13 protein-coding genes and 1 pseudogene are annotated in these 20,954 nt (G+C 40.6%); 13 read left to right on the forward strand and 1 reads right to left on the reverse strand.

Annotated elements, in window-relative coordinates:
- Nucleotides 1-16: 16 nt before the first annotated feature.
- Entirely contained in the window at nt 17-922 is a 906-nt protein-coding gene (locus tag UP17_RS10170; protein ID WP_061462905.1) for a LysR family transcriptional regulator, read from the reverse strand.
- A 372-nt stretch (nt 923-1,294) separates the two neighbouring features.
- On the opposite strand from UP17_RS10170, the gene UP17_RS10175 reads away from it, so the two are divergent.
- From UP17_RS10175 to UP17_RS10240, 13 genes and pseudogenes are all read left to right on the forward strand, one after another.
- Nucleotides 1,295-2,083, forward strand: coding sequence for an SDR family NAD(P)-dependent oxidoreductase (locus UP17_RS10175; RefSeq protein ID WP_061462906.1), 789 nt, complete (start codon nt 1,295-1,297; stop codon nt 2,081-2,083).
- Nucleotides 2,084-2,270: 187 nt separating this feature from the next.
- Nucleotides 2,271-2,747: a 2,4'-dihydroxyacetophenone dioxygenase family protein gene (locus UP17_RS10180; RefSeq protein WP_061462907.1), complete on the forward strand. Its 477-nt coding sequence runs from the start codon at nt 2,271-2,273 to the stop codon at nt 2,745-2,747.
- A gap of 224 nt (nt 2,748-2,971) precedes the next feature.
- Entirely contained in the window at nt 2,972-3,754 is a 783-nt protein-coding gene (locus tag UP17_RS10185; RefSeq protein WP_061462908.1) for an SDR family NAD(P)-dependent oxidoreductase, read from the forward strand.
- A gap of 139 nt (nt 3,755-3,893) precedes the next feature.
- Nucleotides 3,894-5,036 carry an acyl-CoA dehydrogenase gene (locus UP17_RS10190; protein WP_061462909.1) on the forward strand — a complete coding sequence of 381 codons (1,143 nt, stop codon included), beginning with the start codon at nt 3,894-3,896 and terminating at the stop codon, nt 5,034-5,036.
- Nucleotides 5,037-5,617: 581 nt separating this feature from the next.
- Nucleotides 5,618-6,973, forward strand: coding sequence for an acetyl-CoA carboxylase biotin carboxylase subunit (gene accC, locus UP17_RS10200; RefSeq protein WP_061462911.1), 1,356 nt, complete (start codon nt 5,618-5,620; stop codon nt 6,971-6,973).
- A gap of 209 nt (nt 6,974-7,182) precedes the next feature.
- Nucleotides 7,183-7,677 (forward strand): acetyl-CoA carboxylase biotin carboxyl carrier protein, encoded by a 495-nt coding sequence (gene accB, locus UP17_RS10205; protein WP_061462912.1) that lies wholly within the window; start codon nt 7,183-7,185, stop codon nt 7,675-7,677.
- Nucleotides 7,678-7,716: 39 nt separating this feature from the next.
- Nucleotides 7,717-9,267, forward strand: coding sequence for an acyl-CoA carboxylase subunit beta (locus UP17_RS10210; protein WP_061462913.1), 1,551 nt, complete (start codon nt 7,717-7,719; stop codon nt 9,265-9,267).
- Between the two features lie 162 nt (nt 9,268-9,429).
- The gene (locus UP17_RS10215; protein WP_167555980.1) at nt 9,430-11,511 is read left to right on the forward strand and encodes a methylmalonyl-CoA mutase family protein; all 2,082 of its coding nucleotides are present in this window, start codon (nt 9,430-9,432) and stop codon (nt 11,509-11,511) included.
- Nucleotides 11,508-13,688, forward strand: coding sequence for a methylmalonyl-CoA mutase (scpA, locus tag UP17_RS10220; RefSeq protein WP_061462915.1), 2,181 nt, complete (start codon nt 11,508-11,510; stop codon nt 13,686-13,688). Before UP17_RS10215 ends, scpA begins: the two co-directional genes overlap by 4 nt.
- Nucleotides 13,689-14,699, forward strand: a complete 1,011-nt coding sequence (gene meaB, locus UP17_RS10225) for a methylmalonyl Co-A mutase-associated GTPase MeaB (protein WP_061462916.1) — start codon at nt 13,689-13,691, stop codon at nt 14,697-14,699.
- A 194-nt stretch (nt 14,700-14,893) separates the two neighbouring features.
- On the forward strand, nt 14,894-16,078 hold the full coding sequence (locus UP17_RS10230; RefSeq protein WP_061462917.1) for an acetyl-CoA C-acetyltransferase: 1,185 nt from the start codon (nt 14,894-14,896) through the stop codon (nt 16,076-16,078).
- Between the two features lie 75 nt (nt 16,079-16,153).
- Nucleotides 16,154-16,444: pseudogene (locus tag UP17_RS10235) on the forward strand (response regulator transcription factor); the annotation flags it as partial.
- A 264-nt stretch (nt 16,445-16,708) separates the two neighbouring features.
- On the forward strand, nt 16,709-20,854 hold the full coding sequence (locus UP17_RS10240) for a S8 family serine peptidase (protein WP_061462918.1): 4,146 nt from the start codon (nt 16,709-16,711) through the stop codon (nt 20,852-20,854).
- Nucleotides 20,855-20,954 lie beyond the last annotated feature (100 nt).

Raw genomic sequence — 20,954 nt, forward strand, 5'->3', positions numbered from 1 at the left:
TCTCTTTTTTTCTTTTTTAATTCTTAATAATTTCTGATTTTAAATAATGAATATATTTGTTGGCAAAAGTGGACAAATGTTTATTCTCTGATCGAACTAATCCTAAAGATATATTTACAGTTGGATGATACACCAAATCAATTGGAACGATATCGCCATTAATGATAAGGGGGTAGTTTTTCATTACGAAATCAGGAGCGAATGTAATTGCCAAATTTTCATTTATGGCTTGGAGAACTCCATCCATATTATTTGAAGTAAACAAGATTTTCAAGGGCTTATATTTATGAAAAAAATCTTGTACGAAATACTCCATAAATTCACCCTTATATGTAACGAGAGTTTGATCAAGTATATCATGCGGAGTTATAGTACCAAGAATGGCTAAGGGAGAATGCTTAGAAACATATACTTTCTGCTTTCCTTCGATTAATGCTTCAAAAGCTATTCCTTCCATGTTTATGTTCAAATCTCTTGAATACGTAATCAGTCCAATGTCAGTCTTATGCTGTCGAACATCTCCAATTACAGCAGATCCACTTTTATCGGCAACCTCCAAATTTACGTACGGATAATCATGTCTAAACGATGCTATCGCTTTTACCAGGAACGTCATCAATCCGGGTAATGACGAAATTTTTAGTTCCCCCACTTCCGTGGAATTCAATAAGTTAGCAGTCACTTTTATTTCCTCAAGCTTTTTTTGTACTTCATAGGCGAGTTTCAGAATGATTCTTCCTTCATCGGTTGGAACAGCGCCTTGTCCCCGTGACCGTTTAAGAACTTTAATCCCCAGCTCCTTTTCCAAGTTGGTTATGGACTGGCTGATGTTGGATTGAGTCACATGTAGATTCTGTGCTGCGACAGACAGAGAACTGTATTTTGCGACTTCTACGATATATAGTAATTGTTCAATATTCATGACTATTCTCCTTTTTTAAATAGGCTGTTTTCACATACTATGTTGCTATTTACCAGGTAGTGAGTTGTGGTTGATTTCCCCTCCAGAAGCTCGCTTTCCTTGGTGCGGGCGGTGAGCCTCCTCGGCGTAAACGCCTGTGGGGTCTCACCTGTCCCGCTGCTCCCGCAGGAGTCTCGCACTTCCGCTCCAATCAACCTTAAATAGTTTCGTTTTAAAAACAACAATCTTTACGAAAAGAGCCTTTAAATATAAGTAATACTTACTTACAGATTAAAATTTTTAATTTTATTTAATTATAATTTATTAGTATAATCAATATCAATAGTATTTTAAAAACTTTGAATATTCTAAAAAAATAGGAGGAGAACAAGAATGTCATTGAACCAATTGTTTGATTTAAATGGTAAGACAGCAATCGTTACTGGAGGCGGCAGCGGGTTAGGGCGTGTAATGGCACTGGCATTGGCAGAAGCTGGAGCAAACGTTGTTGTATGTTCACGGCGTTTAGAGGTTTGCGAAGCAGTTGTAAAAGAAATCGAGGCGTTAGGAAGACAGGCACTTGCCCTGTCATTGGATGTCACAGATCGGGAATCTGTCGTTCAAGGTGTTGAGAAAGCGGTTTCTCATTTTGGGGAAATCAGAATTTTAGTCAACGGCAGCGGAACAGTTTTTGAGTCTCCTGCTACGGATATGCCTTTAGAACAATGGCAATCTATGATGGATACAAATGTGACTGGAACATTCTTGATGTGTCAGGCAGTTGGTAAACATATGATTAATAACGAATACGGTAAAATCATTAACATTTCTTCTAGTATCGGCTTTAAAGGAGTTGACCCAGAAGCTGTAGATTCTGTCGGATATACAACTAGTAAGGGTGCAGTCATGACTTTAACGAAGGATCTTGCAGTTAAGTGGGGACGACATGGAGTGTATGTAAATTCAATTGCTCCTGGAGTTTTCACTACAGGTATGAATAACCCCGAAATACCGGGAACACTTGTACACAAAGCAGGCCCTTTCATTGCGTCACAAGTTCCAGTTAGAAGATTAGGCAGTGACAATGATTTGGTAGGTGCACTCCTATACTTTGCTTCAGCAGCATCTGATTATTGTACTGGACAAATTTTGACTCTTGATGGTGGACTTGGGGCTAAGTAAATTTCAACCAAATAACGTGGTTGCGTAAATTAATCATACTTAACTACAATTAAAAAATACCAATTTTACTTAACTAAAAATTATGAATATACTGAATTAATAAATTCGAACTTGTTAATTTGCTTGCTGATGAAAGCGATAACAATATGTGAATTAAATAAATATTTATTGGAAGAGGGGATTTTAAGTGAGTGATTTAAAAGATGTAAAAGAAGTAGAAGTATTTCATGCAGGTAATGTTAGTGTAGATGAATTGCCTTGGATTCCATATTTTGGAGATGCGAAGTTTAAGTTGCTTAAAGCCAACCCTGTGACCGGACAGACGGTTACGTTATTATGTGTTCCTGCGAAAATGCAGCTTCCTGCCCATTTCCATTCTGGAACAGTCATTGTATATACCGTCCAAGGGACTTGGAGATATCTCGAGGAGCCTTGGATCTCCAAACCTGGTGACATGGTTTATGAGCCTGCAGGCTCCAAACATACGCCGACAGCTGTAGGGGATGAAGATGTTATCACCTTCAATATTGTAGAAGGAACATTAGACTATTTGGGTGAAGAAGGAGAAATTCTTGCCAGAGACAATTGGGAATCATTCCTGAAAAGATACTATGAATATTGTGCGGCTGAAGGAATTGAGCCTATTGATGTGACTAAATTTTGATAGTTAGATTCATAAAAAAAGGAGAAGCCCGGTGTCCACATGACGAAGAGGCTTCTCTTTTTTCTGGGATTTTTCATTTTAATATTAGTAGTAATAATTTATATATTAATATTTTTAATTTTATTTAATTTAAACTTATAAGTATAATCATAAACATAATAATATTTTTATAATTTTTAATATTCTAACTTAACAGATAATATAGCTAGGAGGAATAATGATAAATGACAGCAGAGACGGTTTTGATTACTGGTGCTACAAAAGGGATCGGATATGAATTCACAAAAGTTTTTGCAGAGCATTATTATAACTTGGTATTAGTTGCAAGAGATTCGGCGTTGTTGGAACAACAAGCCGAGAGTTTAAAAAAGGAATATGGCGTGCAAGTGAATACTTTTGCCGGCGATTTGAGCAGCCATACAACGGTAGAGAGCTTACAACGATACTTGAAAAGCGAAGGAATCGACATCGATATTTTGATTAATAATGCTGGAGCAGGCGGATTAGGGTTGATGACGGAATTGGATATTCAAAAAGAAATGGAATACCTGCAGCTCAACATGATCTCTCTCACGTATTTAACTAAACTTATTGCGGATGACATGGTGAAACGAAAGCAAGGTAAAATTTTAAACGTGGCTTCAACAGCAGCCTTTCAGCCAACTCCACGGATGTCGATGTATGGTGCCAGCAAATCTTACGTCTTATTCTTTACGGAAGCAATTGCGGAAGAACTTAAAGGAACCGGAGTTCAAGCTTCTGTATTATGTCCCCCTTCTACCAAAACTCCGCTCACGCAAGGGTTGGCTTCAACAAGAACAAAAATTTTCATTAAGAACTTAATAGAGCCGCAAGCTGTTGCCAAGTGCGGATTTGAAGGGTTAATGAAGAATAAAACTGTAATCATTCCAGGCTTTAAAAATAAACTCATGGCTAAATCTGTGGGATTGTTGCCAAGGAAATGGGTAACTACCTATACCCGAAAGCTTATCGAACAAAAAGTGTAAATACCATTAAGGTCCTATCCTTGGAAGAGTTGGAGTATTTAAAAGCATTATCTTGATAGATTTACAATGGCAAATAGCTTACATAGTTTTTAAGAAGATATCTTGTTTGGAATAACAAAATCAAAAAAGGGGACTAATGATGAATTTTTTATTATCTAAGGAACATCAAATGATGCAAAAAATGGTACGTGAGTTTGCTCTAAACGAATGTGAACCTACTGCAGCTCAACGTGATGAAGAGGAATACTTTGATATTAAGATTTGGCAAAAGATGGCGGAACTTGGTTTATGTGGCATTCCTTGGCCAGTAGAGTACGGAGGTGCAGGTGCCGATTATTTGAGCTATGTGATCGTGGTGGAGGAATTGTCTCGGGTGGACGCTTCAATTGGGACCACACTTTCCGCACATACATCGTTAGCCGGATGGCCGATTTACAAGTTTGGAACGGAACATCAAAAGCAAAAATATTTGCGGGCCATGGCGGAAGGAAAAAACATGGGTGCGTATTGCTTGACGGAATCTGGATCCGGATCTGATGCCAGTGGAATGAGAACAACAGCCGTTCTTGCCGGAGATGAATGGGTTTTGAACGGATCGAAGATTTTTATCACCAACGGAGGCTATGCCGACACTTATATCGTTTTCGCACAGACCAACTCTGCACTAAAGCATAAAGGCATTTCTGCGTTTATTGTGGAAAAGGGCTTCCCAGGCTTCTCTGTAGGAAAGAAGGAAAAAAAGATGGGAATTCGCTCTTCCTCCACGACAGAGATCATTTTTGAGGATTGCCGGGTTCCAAAGGACAATCTTTTGGGCCAAGTGGGTGAAGGGTTCCAGATTGCCATGAAGACTCTCGACGGCGGTCGGAACGGAATCGCTTCTCAAGCTGTTGGAATCGCTCAAGGAGCATTTGATAATGCCGTAACATTTGCAAAGGATCGCGTCCAATTTGGCAAACCGATTAGCTCACTGCAAGCTATTCAATTCAAATTAGCCGATATGGCCACAAAAATTCAAGCTGCCCGTTTATTGACGTATCAGGCAGCATGGTATGAGGATCAAGGAATTCCTTACGGACTTCAATCTGCAATGTCCAAACTATTTGCTGGAGACACCGCCATGGAAGTAGCGGTGGAGGCTGTTCAAGTATTTGGCGGATATGGCTACACAAGGGAATACCCGGTAGAACGATATATGAGAGATGCTAAAATCACCCAAATCTATGAAGGGACGCAAGAGATTCAGCGTCTTGTTATTGCCGGAAATCTGCTTAAAGCATAAAAAAAACTCAATATTAACGAAAACAGGAATGTAATCTATTAAAAAGAAGCAAATGGGCTTGTCAAACGTGAAAGATTTGCTTGGGCATAGTTAGAGCCTTACCGCATGGCAGTGGAAAAAGGAAAAATAAAAGAATTGGCGATTGCAATAGGGGATGATTTTCTACAGCTTGGAGTCAGCTAAGGATGCTGGTATTCCTGTTCCGCTCGCTTTTTTGCAAATCATTGGCAGTTATGGCTTTCAAGAGAAAAGGAGGTTTGTTGGCAAAGTGGTAGAGAAAAAAGCTGACAACGTTGTTGTGGGTGAAATACAGGCGAAGTCGGGGTGTCTAACTCTAAAGTTGTCGTTGCGATTAACAAGATTCCGAAACACCTATCTTTCAAGTAGCGGACTACGGTATTGTGGGGGAATTTGTTTGAGGTGATTCCGCTTCTAGCGAAAGAAATTCAAAAAAACTGGTAAATTCTTAAATAAGAACATGTTATTACTCCTGATTAATAAGTGCATCTCTTCTCAATAAAGATCTCCTATCAATAGAGTGATTGATAGACAATAATAAGCTTTTGGAAAGGAATTCGTATATGTTTAAAAAGGTTCTTATTGCTAATCGAGGAGAAATTGCTGTCCGTGTGATTAGGGCGTGTAAGGAAATGGGGATATCTACGGTCGCTGTATATTCTGAAGCAGACCATGAAGCTTTGCATGTACGTCTAGCAGATGAAGCCTATTGCATTGGACCACACCTATCATCTAAGAGCTACTTGAATATGACCAATTTATTAATTGTTGCTGAAATTTCACATGCAGATGCTATCCATCCCGGCTATGGATTTTTAGCGGAAAGTGCAGAATTTGCTAATTTATGTATTGAAAACGATATCATTTTTATTGGGCCATCACCTGAGGCCATCAGTAAGATGGGGGCGAAAGCGGTAGCGAGAGAAACGATGGAATACGCTGGCGTACCAATTGTCCCAGGTACGGATGGGATTATTGAAGATATTGATGAAGCTGTTTTTACAGCAAGACGTATCGGGTATCCCGTTATTGTTAAAGCCACTGCCGGTGGTGGTGGAAAAGGGATGAGGGTTGCTAAATGCGAGGAAGAGTTAAAAAAAGCGATTTCAATGGCGCAGCAAGAAGCAGCTACAGCTTTTGGTAATGCAGGTGTTTATTTAGAAAAGTACATTGAAGAGCCTCGACACATTGAAATCCAAATTATGGGTGATTCCTTTGGCAATGTCGTGCACTTAGGGGAACGTGATTGCTCAATCCAGAGACGCCATCAAAAGCTAATTGAAGAAGCGCCATCCCCTGCACTTGATGAAGAACTAAGAACTAAAATGGGAGAGGCGGCATTAAAAGCCGCGAAGGCAGTACAATATTCAGGGGCAGGTACCATTGAATTTTTACTAGATAAACATAAAAATTTTTACTTTATGGAAATGAATACTCGTATTCAAGTTGAACACCCAGTTACAGAACTTATAACAGGAGTAGACTTAATCAAAGAACAATTACTTGTTGCCTCAGGTCATAGGCTATCTGTCAAACAAGAAGATATTCATATCAATGGTTGGTCGATCGAATGCCGGATTAATGCAGAAAATCCTGATAAAAAATTTATGCCATCCCCTGGGAAAATTGGATTATACCTACCTCCGGGTGGATTTGGAATCCGAGTCGATAGCGCAGTTTATCCAGAATATACGATCTCACCATTTTATGATTCGATGATTGCCAAATTAATCGTACATGGAAAAACTCGTGAAGAAGCAATTGCAAGGATGAAGCGAGCCTTAAGCGAGTTCGTCATTGAAGGAATTGATACAACAATCGCTTTCCACCTTCGCTTATTAGAACATCCGGATTTTATAGCTGGTAATTTCAACACGAAATTTTTAGAGATGAATGATCTAACGGTTTCCACTAAGTAACTAGTGGTGATTTGAAGTATTCAGTGGCACTAGTTCATTTAGTGAAGAGAAGAGGTAATGGATTTGGAAAAACAATTTTTTAAAGTATTGATTAGAATGGCCAGATAATCGGGACTGAACCTATGTGTGGAGATTTCATAGATCCTAAAAAATCGGAAATGAGTAAAGAAAAAATGATAGAAATTAAATTGTAGAAGGAGTGTTTCCTCATGTTTAAAATGAATGACATTAAAGAATTAATTCGAGCGGTGGACCGTTCTTCAATTGGAGAATTAACGATTAAAGGTGAAAATGATCACCAAATAACGATTAGTAAACAAATGAATGTCGGACAAACAGCGCTTATCGGAGAAACGCAAGTCCCAGCAAATATTGCTGTCTCACCTGTGAAAGTGGAAGCGGCACCCGTTCAAAAGCAGGAAGAAATACAAGCACCAGCGGCGACAATTGCTGATGACACATCGATTCATAAAATTACTTCCCCAATGGTGGGAACATTTTATACGGCTCCATCACCTGATTCTGATGCCTATGTAAGAGTGGGAGATCAAATAAAAGAAGACACAGTGTTATGTATTGTGGAAGCCATGAAGCTTATGAATGAGCTTGAAGCGGAAGTTAGTGGTGAAATTGTTGAAATCTTTGTGGAAAATGGTCAGGTTGTTGAATATGGCCAGCCCTTGTTCCTCGTAAAAACAGCATAAACAATAAAATTTAAATACTGATAGGAGAGGAACCACAGCATGGATATGTTCGATAAAATCGAGATCATGGAAGAACGACGGGAAAAAGTGAAGCTGGGGGGCGGTTATGCACGGATTGATGCCCAGCATGACCGCGGGAAGCTTACTGCTAGAGAGCGAATCGAACTATTAGTGGATGAAGGGACATTCGTTGAAATAAACCCATTTATTGAAAATCGCGGCCTTGAATATGGATCTGGGGAGGCTCCAGGAGAAGGGGTTGTTACAGGATACGGTAAGGTCGATGGGTGCCTTATTTTCCTTTTTGCTCAAGATTTTACTGTTTTCGGCGGAGCCCTTGGCGAAATGCATGCGACAAAGATTACCAAAATCATGGATTTAGCTGCAGAAAATGGAGCACCTATAATCGGGTTAAATGACTCAGGTGGAGCACGAATACAAGAAGGTGTTTTATCACTAGATGGATATGGACACATTTTCTATCGAAACTCCATTTATTCAGGAGTAATTCCACAAATTTCCGTGATTATGGGACCTTGTGCCGGGGGGGCTGTTTATTCTCCTGCGATTACAGATTTCGTTTTCATGGTAGAAAAAACTAGTCAAATGTTTATTACAGGTCCAAAGGTAATTGAGTCGGTAACGGGAGCAAAGATTAATAGTGAGGATTTAGGTGGTGCGTCCGTTCATTCCACAATAAGTGGAAATGCCCATTTTACTGGACCAACGGAAGAAGACGTATTAAACGAAGTCAGGAGATTAATTGGCTACTTGCCATCAAACTATGAAGAAAATCCACCTTACAAAGAGCCAGTAAATAAAGTTCCTTTAGATGAAAGAATCGATGAACTTCTTGATGTTGTCCCGATTGATGGAACGAAGGTTTATGATGTGCGTAAGGTGATTCATTTAATTGTTGATGATCAAGATTTCATGGAAGTCCAGCCTAAATTCGCTAAAAACATTGTCGTTGGCTTTGGCCGTATAAACGGCGATACAGTCGGTATAATCGCAAATAATCCGAAGATGATGGCTGGTGGTCTTGATATTGATTCATCTGACAAATGTGCTCGCTTCATCCGATTCTGTGATTGCTTTAAGATTCCATTAATTACATTTGAAGACGTGAGTGGCTTTATCCCAGGAATTCAACAAGAGCATGGCGGGATTATCCGGCATGGAGCGAAAATTTTATATGCCTATTCGGAAGCTTTGGTTCCCAAAATTACAGTGATTCTTCGAAAAGCATATGGTGGGGCTTACGTTGCCCTAAACAGTAAAGCAACCGGGGCAGACTTAGTATTTGCTTGGCCTAGTGCGGAAATTGCGGTTATGGGACCATCCGGGGCGGCCAATATCATTTTTGCAAAAGAGATTAATGAAAGTACAGATCCGGAGGCCTTTAGGCAAGAAAAAATCAACGAATACCGCGAACGGTTTGCCAATCCTTACGTCGCATCAGCTAATGGCATTGTTGATGATGTAATTGACCCGAGGGATACAAGAAAAAGTATCGCTAGTGCATTGGAAATGCTAAAAAACAAGAAGAAAGCATTACCTAAGAAAAGGCATGGAAATATCCCTTTATAAACCTTTTCTTTAATAGATTATGAACTACCTATATTAATAGAAGAAAAACATCTAAAGACGACAAATGAAAAAAAACCTAGCGTAAATTGAGATGGTATAGAAGGGAGAGAGCGATAGCATAGGGATTGATGCTTAGCGCAACTTAAAATGGATAAAAAAATAGTGGACCAATTTTCAGAATTTGAGATCCCAAGTTATGAACAGTGGCGTGATCTAACAGAACAATCTTTAAAAGGAGCTTCTTTTGAAAAAAGACTTATTACAGAAACTTATGAAGGAATTTTACTTCAGCCGATGTATCGAAAGGAGGATGCCGCCACTCTTCCTTTTCTGCAGTCTTTGCCAGGTATGGCCCCTTTTACTCGCGGCACTAAAACGCTTATAAATGGATGGGAAATCAATCAGGAAATCAATGTTGGAATACCCACTTCTTTTAATAAAGTAGCACGGCATGACCTTAGCAAGGGGCAAACCTCATTAAATATCGTCCTTGATACACCAACGAAACGTGGAATAAATGCGAATGAAGCTACCTCAGAAGTAGGGAAAGCGGGACTATCGATTTCAGGGGTAACCGATGTAGCCGGTGCACTAAAAGATATTGACTTTGGTAATGTTCCTTTTCACGTTAGTGCTGGGGCAAATTCATTGCCAATCCTAGCTCTGATTATCGCTCATCTAGAACAGTCCGGACGACAAGTGGAGGAATTACATGGGTGTATAGGAATGGATCCACTCGCAGAACTGGTAGAAAGTGGAGCATTGGCTTACGAGTTGGAAGATTGTTATACATGGATGGCCGACATAACAAAATGGGCAAATGAGAATACCCCCCATTTACAAACGGTTCTAATCCATGGAAATGTCTATCATGACGGTGGAAGTAGTACGGTTGAAGAATTAGCTTTTTCCTTATCAACAGGTGTCGAATATCTACAGGCACTAACTTCCCAAGGAATTGATATAAATAAAGCCGCCAGCAGTATCCGTTTTTCGTTCTCAATCGGTTCCGGTTATTTTATGGAAATTGCCAAACTTCGTGCCGCAAGAACTCTTTGGGCAAGAATTGTAGAAACCTTTGGTGGGAATGAAGAAGCCCAGAAGATGACGATGCATGCACGAACATCTGCATGGACAAAAACTGTTTTTGATCTCTATGTGAATATGCTGCGTGCTACAACAGAAGCATTTTCTGCAGCAGTCGGTGGAGCTGACAGCATTCATGTTAGTTGCTTTGATGAAGCGATTCAAAAGTCTACCGCTTTTTCACGACGAATTGCACGGAATGCCTCCATTATTTTAAAAGAAGAAGCTCATATTGCGAGGACAATCGATCCAGCCGGTGGCTCATGGTACGTAGAAGTACTGACAAATGAGGTTGCCAAAAAGACATGGGGACTCTTCCAGGAAACAGAGCGAAAAGGTGGGATTTTCCAGTCGTTAATAAAAGAATTCCCACAAAATTTGGTTCAACAAACAGCTTCAAAGCGGGTAGGGAACATTGCAAGTCGAAAGGATATATTTGTTGGGACAAATATGTATGTGAATATTGAAGAAAAAGGAATAGATTGGTTAGCTATTGATGAGGCGTCTCAAATTGATGATCATATCAATAAGGTTAAAGGTCGAGCACATAGACCGGTTGCAAGCTTAGCTGCAATTCCCAATAAAACAGAAGCGTCGATTCAGGTAGCGAAACAAGGTGCATCGTTAGGTGAAATTGCAGAAGCAACAGGTAGAAGGTCTGAATCTGTTGTCAGCGTTAAAGCAATCCGTCCTACGAGAGGTGCCATTCAGTTTGAACAACTCCGTCAAACCATCAATGAAAATGCAGAAAAGGCAGGTAATCGTCCAAAAGTTTTTCTAGCGAACCTAGGACCTATTTCAGATCATAAAGTGCGAGCAGATTTTGCTGCAGGATTTTTTGAAGTAGGCGGTTTCGATGTTATTCAAAACAATGGATTTACTTCTGCAAAAGAAGCAGCAGATGCAGCTATTGCTTCAAACGCCGGTATTGTCATCATTTGTGGAAAAGATGAAGACTACCAACAAACAGCGATTCCACTTGCAAGGTCTATTAAAAAAGCGGATGCACAAATAACCGTATTATTAGCAGGAAAGCCTAGCGAAGTCGATGAAATAAGATTTAAAGAGGCTGGAATAGCTGAATTTGCTCATGCTGGCTCAAATTGCTATGACGTGCTAAGTCAACTTCTAGATAAGAAAGGAGTTGCTGCATTATGACAAAACCAGATTTCAGCCAAGTAAAATATAAGGATGAAAGAATAGCAGAATATAGCGAGTGGCGTAAACAAGCAGAAAAACTTTCTGGAAAGTCTTTTGAAGAATTAACAGTTCCGACTTATGAAAAAATTGATGTAAAGCCGCTTTACACAAATATGGACACACAAGGAATGAATCATTTAGATTATGTGGCGGGAATCGCACCATTCTTTCGAGGTCCCTACCCAGCTATGTATAAATCACAACCTTGGACGGTTCGTCAATATGCTGGCTTTTCTACAGCGGAAGAAAGTAATGCGTTTTACCGCAGAAACTTAGCTGCAGGACAAAAAGGGCTTTCGATCGCCTTTGATTTAGCCACACATCGTGGGTATGATTCGGATCATCCTAGAGTCGTAGGCGATGTGGGAAAAGCCGGCGTTGCCGTTGATTCCATTCTAGACATGAAGATTTTATTTGATGGAATCCCATTGGACCAAATGTCTGTTTCGATGACGATGAACGGAGCTGTCCTGCCAATTATGGCTTTTTACATCGTGGCAGCTGAAGAACAAGGAGTTCCCCAAGAGAAGCTTTCTGGAACAATACAAAATGATATTTTAAAAGAATATATGGTTCGTAATACGTACATCTTTCCTCCAGAATCGTCAATGAAAATTATAGCAGATATCTTTGAATACACGTCCCAGCATATGCCGAAATTTAATTCCATTAGCATCTCCGGTTATCATATGCAAGAAGCGGGGGCTACGGCCGATATAGAGTTGGGCTATACCCTTGCAGATGGATTAGAATATGTCAAAACGGGTTTAAAAGCAGGGATTGATATTGATCGATTTGCTCCACGACTTTCCTTCTTCTGGGCAATCGGAATGAATTACTATATGGAAGTGGCTAAAATGCGCGCAGCTCGTTTAATTTGGGCGAAACTAATGAAAAGGTTTTACCCGAAAAATGAAAAGTCGTTAGCACTTCGAACCCACTCGCAAACATCTGGATGGAGCTTAACAGAGCAAGACCCATTCAATAATGTTTCACGTACCTGTATTGAAGCGATGGCTGCTGCTCTTGGTCATACACAATCCCTACATACGAACGCACTGGATGAGGCGATTGCGTTACCGACCGATTTTTCTGCCCGAATAGCTCGAAATACCCAACTATACCTACAGGATGAAACGGGGATAACCAACGTATTAGATCCATGGGGCGGCTCCTATTACGTGGAGTCACTTACGGCTGAATTACTTGAAAAAGCCTGGGAACATATTGAAGAAATCGAAGCACTTGGTGGAATGGCAAAAGCCATTGAAACAGGACTGCCAAAGATGAGAATTGAAGAAGCCGCTGCTAGAAGACAAGCGCATATTGATTCTGGTAAAGAATCGATCATTGGAGTGAATAAATACCGTTTAGAAAAAGAGGACCCTCTTGAGATATTAGATATTGATAATACTGCTGTCCGTGAAGCGCAAATTCGCCGCTTAGAGCAACTCCGGGCAGAAAGGGATAAAGCAAAGGTAGAAGCAGCACTTCAAGGGATTACAAAAGCGGCTGAAACTGGAGAAGGAAACCTCTTAGAGCTAGCGGTAAATGCAGCTCGCGCTAGAGCGAGCCTAGGAGAAATTTCGAATGCATACGAACAAGTAGTAGGGAGACATAAAGCAGTAATTCGTTCGATTAGCGGAGTGTATAGTACAGAGTTTGGGGAAGAGGAACAAGTGAAAATTGTCCGTGAAATGTCCGATCAATTTGAAGAGAATGAAGGCCGCCGCCCTCGAATTATGATTGCAAAGATGGGACAGGACGGACATGACCGCGGAGCTAAAGTGATTTCGACTGCATTTGCAGACCTTGGTTTTGATGTTGATATTGGTCCCTTATTCCAAACCCCAGAGGAAGCAGCCTTACAAGCCGTGGAAAATGATGTACATGTTCTAGGGATGAGCTCTCTTGCTGCTGGTCATAAAACATTACTTCCTCAAGTCGTGGAACAGCTGAAGCGTTTAGGCCGTGAAGATATTGCCGTCGTGATTGGCGGTGTTATTCCTGCTCAAGATTACAGTTACTTAATAGAAAAAGGAGCAGCTGCCATATTTGGACCAGGAACGGTTATCCCGATTGCCGCACAACAGGTGATAGAAGAATTAAATCGTCGTCTCGGATTGGTTACTTAAATGACAGAAAAAATATCGCCAAGACGAAGACACCTTACGGTTGATGAATATGTGCAGGGTGTGATGAATGGAAATCGTGCAATTATTGCTCAAGCGATCACCTTAGTTGAAAGCAATTTACCCAAACACATGGAAATGGCACAAAAGGTGCTAAAAGAACTGATTCCATATACAGGAAAATCAATTCGAATCGGCATTACAGGGGTTCCTGGGGCTGGTAAGAGCACGTTAATTGAATCCTTTGGTATGATGCTCTGTGAGCAAAATCACCGTGTAGCGGTATTAGCCGTTGACCCAACTAGCAGTGTATCTAGAGGAAGTATTCTAGGTGACAAAACACGAATGGAACATCTTTCTCGCCACCCACATGCATATGTTCGACCGTCACCATCAAGTGGCACGTTAGGAGGGGTCACTAGAAAAAGCCGTGAAACCCTTCTTATTTGTGAGGCAGCAGGGTATGACGTAATAATCGTGGAAACCGTCGGAGTCGGCCAAAATGAAATAACCGTCCGGTCCATGGTGGATTTTTTCCTAGTTATTATGCTGACTGGTGCAGGGGGTGAGCTACAAGGAATGAAAAAAGGGGTGATGGAATTAGCTGATGCTATTTTCATTAATAAAGCGGATGGCGAAAACAAACAAGCTGCCCTGAATGCAAAGATGGAATACAATCGTCTCCTGCATTTCTTACAGCCAATCACCGAGGGTTGGGAAACAAAAGCATTTACTGTGTCTGCCTTAACGGATGAAGGAGTATCTCACATTTGGAAGGTCATTCAGGAATATAAACAAGTTACCAGTAGGACTGGGTTTTTTGGAAAAAGAAGAAAAGAACAAATGATTGACTGGTTTCATTCTATGATAGAGGCCCAATTAAAGGCGAGATTTTATGGTAATCCATCGATGAAAAAGAACATTTCTAAAATGGAAGGGTTACTTCTTAACGGCCATACTTCTCCCACACTCGCAATCCAACAATTATTCAACATTTATGATGAAAATAGATAGGAAAAGGAAGGCTTTTCATTAAGAAGAGAAAAGGGATACCGGGTATAGCCTAATATATTACCTTAACAATATACCGTTAATTAATATCATGTACCAATAACGGTATAAAATTAGAACGTAAAATAAAGAAATGGAAAAGGTGTTTTCCATCCATCAAATCGAATCAAACAATCTTCAATAAAGGAGAATGAATTATGGGTCATGTTTATATTTTAGGTGGAGCTAGGACGCCATTCGGGAGTTTTGGTGGGGTATTAAAGGATGTTTCTGCCATCGATCTTGGAGTGATAGCAAGTAAAGGAGCCATTGAAAAAAGTAATATTTCAGTTGAAGAGGTTGAGCATGTTTTTGCTGGGAATGTGATACATACTTCGAAAAATGCCTCCTACCTTTCCAGGCATATTGCTTTGAAAGCTGGGATTCCAATCGAGAGCCCCGCTTTAACTCTCAATCGTTTATGCGGTTCTGGATTGCAAGCGGTTGTATCGGCAGCTCAGTCGATTATTTTAAAGGATGCTGAAGTTGCCCTAGCCTTGGGAACCGAAAATATGAGCCAATCTCCTCACGTATTACGAGATGTCCGCTTTGGTACGGGTTTACAGTCTCCACAAATGGACGACATGCTTTGGGCGACTTTGAGCGATGAGTATATAGGGTGTGGGATGGGATTAACAGCGGAAACTCTTGCTGAAAAATATGAACTAACCCGAGACGATCAAGATAGTTTAGCTGTCCAATCACACCAAAAGTCAGCAAAAGCCCAACTGACGGGACGATTTCAACAAGAGATTTCCCCGGTCACGATATTCACAAAAAAAGGAAAGGAAATAACCATTTTAGAAGACGAACATATTCGCCATAATACTTCAATTGAAGGATTAGCGAAACTGAAACCAACCTTTAAAAAGGATGGGACCGTAACGGCAGGTAATGCCAGTGGTATTAATGATGGGGCAGCTGCCTTAATACTTGGAAGTGAATCCTTCCTTCAAACCAATCACAATGTGAAGCCATTGGCAAGAATCATATCCTGGGGGATTGCGGGGGTAGACCCAAATATTATGGGCATTGGACCAGTTCCTGCTAGTCAATTAGCCTTACGGAAAGTCGGACTCAATATTGAAGATATCGATTTGTTCGAAATCAATGAAGCATTCTCTGCCCAGTATCTTGCAGTAGAGAGAGAGCTTGGATTGAAACGGGAAAAAGTTAACGTCAATGGTGGAGCAATCGCATTAGGTCATCCAGTTGGGGCTAGTGGAGCTAGAATTATATATTCATTGGCCCTGGAGTTAAGGAATCGAGGAAAGAAGTATGGACTAGCCTCCCTCTGTATTGGAGGAGGACAAGGAATCTCAGTAATCATTGAGGCTCTATGAATGATATTACAAAATGAATTTCTGTAACACACCTGACATGGTCCGCACTTCTAATGTTGAGGACCTAATTCCACAATGACGTCAAAAGGGGATTCGGTTATTCATCCTCGCATGACCAAAAAGCTGATAACGTATCATCACCAGCAAACGAAATCAGAGCCGAACGAAAATATTCTGACTAAGCGAGAAAAAGAAATGTTGCTTGAGTTGACCAAAGGTCTTAGTAACCAAGAAATCGCTGAAGCCTTATTTATCAGTGATAAGACGTCAAAATTCACATCAATAAGATTTTCAAAAAGCTGAATGTGAAAAGCCGTTCACAGGCAGTCAGTTATGCCGTTGAATCAACTTGTTCCATTTTCATAAATCGTAATCACTTAAAAAGTTAAAAGAACTGTTCAGTACCTTGATTATTCTTCTTTAATAACAGATCTGGAATAAATCTTAAGTTATATATGGATCTAGAACCAATAGATGAAAAATTACATCTAATGATTAATTTTCAGAAAAGTAGAAATGTTAAACGGTATATTAAATCTTAGTTTACTAGATTCATCATCTTTAAATGAATTGTTTATGAAGAACAAATGTTTAGTGAGAAAATAGTTATATAGGATAAGGGGATGCGGTATGAAGAGGAAAAAAATCAGTAAGATTCTTACAGGGACCTTAGTTGTTGGCATGTTATTATCTCAAGGCGCCCCGTATAATGTAATGGCGAAAAGCCCGTTTGAGTTGAATCCAGTTGATCATGCGGAAGAAATTCTAAAGAGCCTGTCTGCGGAACAAAGAAAGGCATTAGAGCAATTGGATGCCACTCCAAACTTTACGATTTCTCCGGATATTAATGCAAATAGTCCGGAATTAGTCAAAGTCATTGTCGAATTTGAGCAGGCGCCAGCCAAAATAGAAGTGATGAAAAAAGCGGCGAAAGGAAAGAAACTATCTTCTGAAGATGCGAATGAGAAAGTGGAAAAAGCTCATAAAGATTTTAAACAGCATGTGCAATCATTGAAATTACAGAAAAACGTGACTAATTACAAAGTGGAAGATGTAAAGATCACAAGAGAGTATAAAAACGCCATCAACGGTGTAGCGATGACACTGCCTGGTGTGGCAGTTAAGGATTTGCTGCAATCTGGAGTAGTTAAACGTATTTTTAAAGATTACGAAGTGAAAGTGGAACCACCTGTAAAATCGAAAGAAGCCATCGAGCCGAAAATGGCAGACAGTATTCCGCAAATTGGCGTGGACAAGCTTTATGCCGAGAACATTACCGGCAAGGGAATTAAAGTCGGTGTTCTTGATACAGGTATTGACTACAATCATCCTGACTTAAAAGAAGCTTATAAAGGCGGATATGATTTTGTAGATAATGATGTCGATCCAATGGAAACGACCTACGAGGATTGGATTAATGCTGGCAAGCCGGAAGACCCAGGCTATGTGTATTACACAAACCATGGGTCACATGTCGCAGGGACGATTGCAGCCCAAAAGAAAAACAATGTGGATTATGCTGTGAAAGGGGTAGCACCTGAAGTAGATTTATATGCGTATAGAGTATTGGGGCCTTGGGGAGGGGGATATACTGAAGGAATTCTCGCTGGTATCGATAAAGCGATTGAAGATGGCATGGACGTCATCAATATGTCGCTTGGCGCGCAGACTAACGATCCTTTATACGCCACTTCTGTCGCAGTAAATAACGCCATGCTTACAGGCTTGGTGACCGTCGTTGCTGCAGGTAACGCCGGACCTAACGAAAAAACTCTTGGTTCTCCGGGAACAGCGGCTCTTGGCATATCAGTAGGTGCAAGCGATGCTTCCATGTCCATTCCTGCCTTTAATGGAAGCGCTTCCGACGAGAAATTTGAAAATATGCAGCTGCTAGGCAAAGATTTTTCTGATCGATTAGAAGAATTGCAAGGAAAATCCTTACCAATTGTATTTGCGGGACTTGGTAAAGCATCTGATTTTGCTGGGAAAGATGTCAGCGGGAAAATTGCGTTGATTCAGCGCGGAGAAATTGCGTTTGATGAAAAAATCAAAAACGCCAAAAAAGCTGGGGCTAAATCAGTGATTGTGTATAACAATGTTGACGGGCAAATACCTGCCTACTTGGGTGAGGCCGTCGGGTTAATCCCTTCATTCCGCCTGTCAAAAGCGGATGGTGAGCGTTTAAAGGGGATGGGCGAAGGTTCTTTCACATTTGAAACGTTAAATAACACAAAAACGGAAGGCGATCATTTAGCAGATTTCAGTTCACGTGGACCGGTAAATGGAAATTATGATATTAAGCCGGATGTAGTCGCTCCAGGTGTGTCGATATTCTCTACGACACCGGAATTCATCAACGATCCGCAGGACGGCATTAATTACGGGAATGCCTATGTACGCATGTCGGGTACATCGATGGCTACGCCACACGTGGCAGGAGCAGCAGCATTGATTTTGCAGGAGAATCCGGAATACACTCCTTTCGATGTAAAAGCGGCACTCATGAATACATCGAATGATTTAAAAGGGAATAATTCTGTATACGAAGTGGGTGCAGGACGAATCGATGCCTATCAAGCGGTTCATACAGATACATCCATCAAAGTATGGGATAAGACAAAAAATATCGAAAATGGAAACGTCGTAGAAATTGACGAACAAACAGGTTCTATCGTATTCGGCAGATATTATAAAAAAGGTAATGAACCAATTGATGCAAGCAAAAAGGTGACGGTTCAAAACAACAGCCAGGAAGAGAAATCTTTTAAACTAGAAGTGGAGTATCACGGTGAGCGAAAAGGCATTCAAGATGCAGTGAAGAACGGTGTAAAAGTGGCGGTGCCTTCATCGATTACAGTGGGAGGCGGCCAAATAGAGGAGCTCCTGCCAAAAATAACGATTCCAACCAGCGCTTCGGCAGGAAGATATGAAGGGTACATTCATGTGACCAATACCAACAATCCAGACGAAACCTATCAAATTCCATTTGCTGTCATGGCGACGGAAAAAGGATTTGATTATGTCAAAGCGACTAGACCATCCGTGACAAATACAACACCTTTCTGGGAACTTAATGACACAAGAATCCATTTCATCATGAAGTTGAACAGTCCAATGACAACCATGGATGTGCTTGTAAAAGACAGTAAAACAGGAAAATCTGTAGGGTTCATAGGGACAGCGAACACTAACTTTCCAATAGATAGAGAAGTGTATCTTACAGGTGCGTTCAGCGGTACGGTCTTACCATTTACAAATGATCCGTCCCAGCCAATCAGTGATATTCCTATAAAGCTTCCAGCAGGCGACTATATACTGGAACTGATTGCACACGATGAGGAAGGGAAAACATATGTGGTAGACAATCCACTTATCGTGGACAATACAGCACCAGAAGTCAACATGGATATAAAATCGGGTGTAATCGAAATCAATGATTCTTTGTTTACAGTAGAAGATGGCCAAAAAGCGGTGTGGCTGCATGGAACAGCTAAGGATGAGACAGTGGATCTATTACAATCTAAAGGGTTGGACATCGATCAATCGTCCAACACTATGGCTTACTATACAGGTGCCTCTGGATATATGGCTGGGTTCTTCCCGATTCAAGCGAATGGAGATGTGAAGTTAGGTATTGAGGAAAGTGATATTGCAAAACAACCTATGAGATTGTGGTTGAGAACGTGGGATACTGCAACGGCAGTTGGTTACCAAAAGTATTACTTCATGAAAGAAGGAACGGAATATACGACTTCCAGTTATAACAAGAAAGAGTTAAAAGTCGACGATAGCTTTACGATGACACTAAGCCTTAATAATGTGAAGCAGCTTGTCTCGGGAGAATTTAATGTAGAGTACTACAAAGACTTCTTCAAGTTTTCGAATGTGAAGCTGAACAATGCAGTCAAACAATATGCAAAGGAAAAAGGCTTACAGGTATCACTAGATAAACCTGTTGTGACGGAAGGTACATTCAATAATAGTTTGAAAATCGGTGCTTCCATTACTGGAAATGCATTCAGAGGACTGGATGGAGACATGCCGTTCCTCGATGTAACGTTTAAAGTATCGAATGATGAAGTTTACGATGAAATTCCTGGATTTGAGGTAAAGAAAGGGTCTTATAAGAAATCCGGACAAACAGCAGACACTGCTATTCCTTTTTACGGCACTGAAGATCTTAAATTAATTCCTACACATACACAGTTGCTGGGATCCATCTTGCCGGAAGCATTTTTGATATATGAATCAGGAGCAGTATTTTTGAAAAAAGCGGATTACTCAAAAATAGGAGCACAAGTATACGCTCTCTCTAGAAGTGGTAAAAAATATCCAGGAACAATTGATAAGAGTGGAAAATTCACAGTCAATGATATTCCTGCTTCCGATCAAGTATATACAGCTGTTTTCGATGTTCCGGGGCATCTTAAAGTGATGAAGAAATTCATTCCTGGATATGATGCAAATGGAGAGCTACGAGGGCAATTTTTAAGAATTGGTCAGAGAAGTCTTGCAGGCGATGTGAATGGCGACAAAATGGTTGATATCCTCGATATCCAGAGTGTTGTGGATGCATATGGTATGAAGGATAAATCCATCGTGCCGCAAGATATCAATCAAGACGGTGTGGTAGACGAAACGGACATTCGCTTAGTTGAGAAAAACTTCTTAACGAAAGGACCGGATGCACCTGCCGATAAACAGCCAAAAGAAAAAATTGGCAAAAAAGGTCTGGAATACTTCCTGCGCCTGATCGGACTGGAGCCAAAGCAATAGCAAGAATAGAAGGTGAGGAATGCAGAGCATTCCTCACCTTCTTTTTTATAAAATAAGAAGAGCAGAGTTAAGAAAAGTTGATAAGTCCTCTTTTTAGAAG

This window comes from Peribacillus simplex (assembly GCF_001578185.1).
Lineage (GTDB): Bacteria > Bacillota > Bacilli > Bacillales > DSM-1321 > Peribacillus > Peribacillus simplex_A.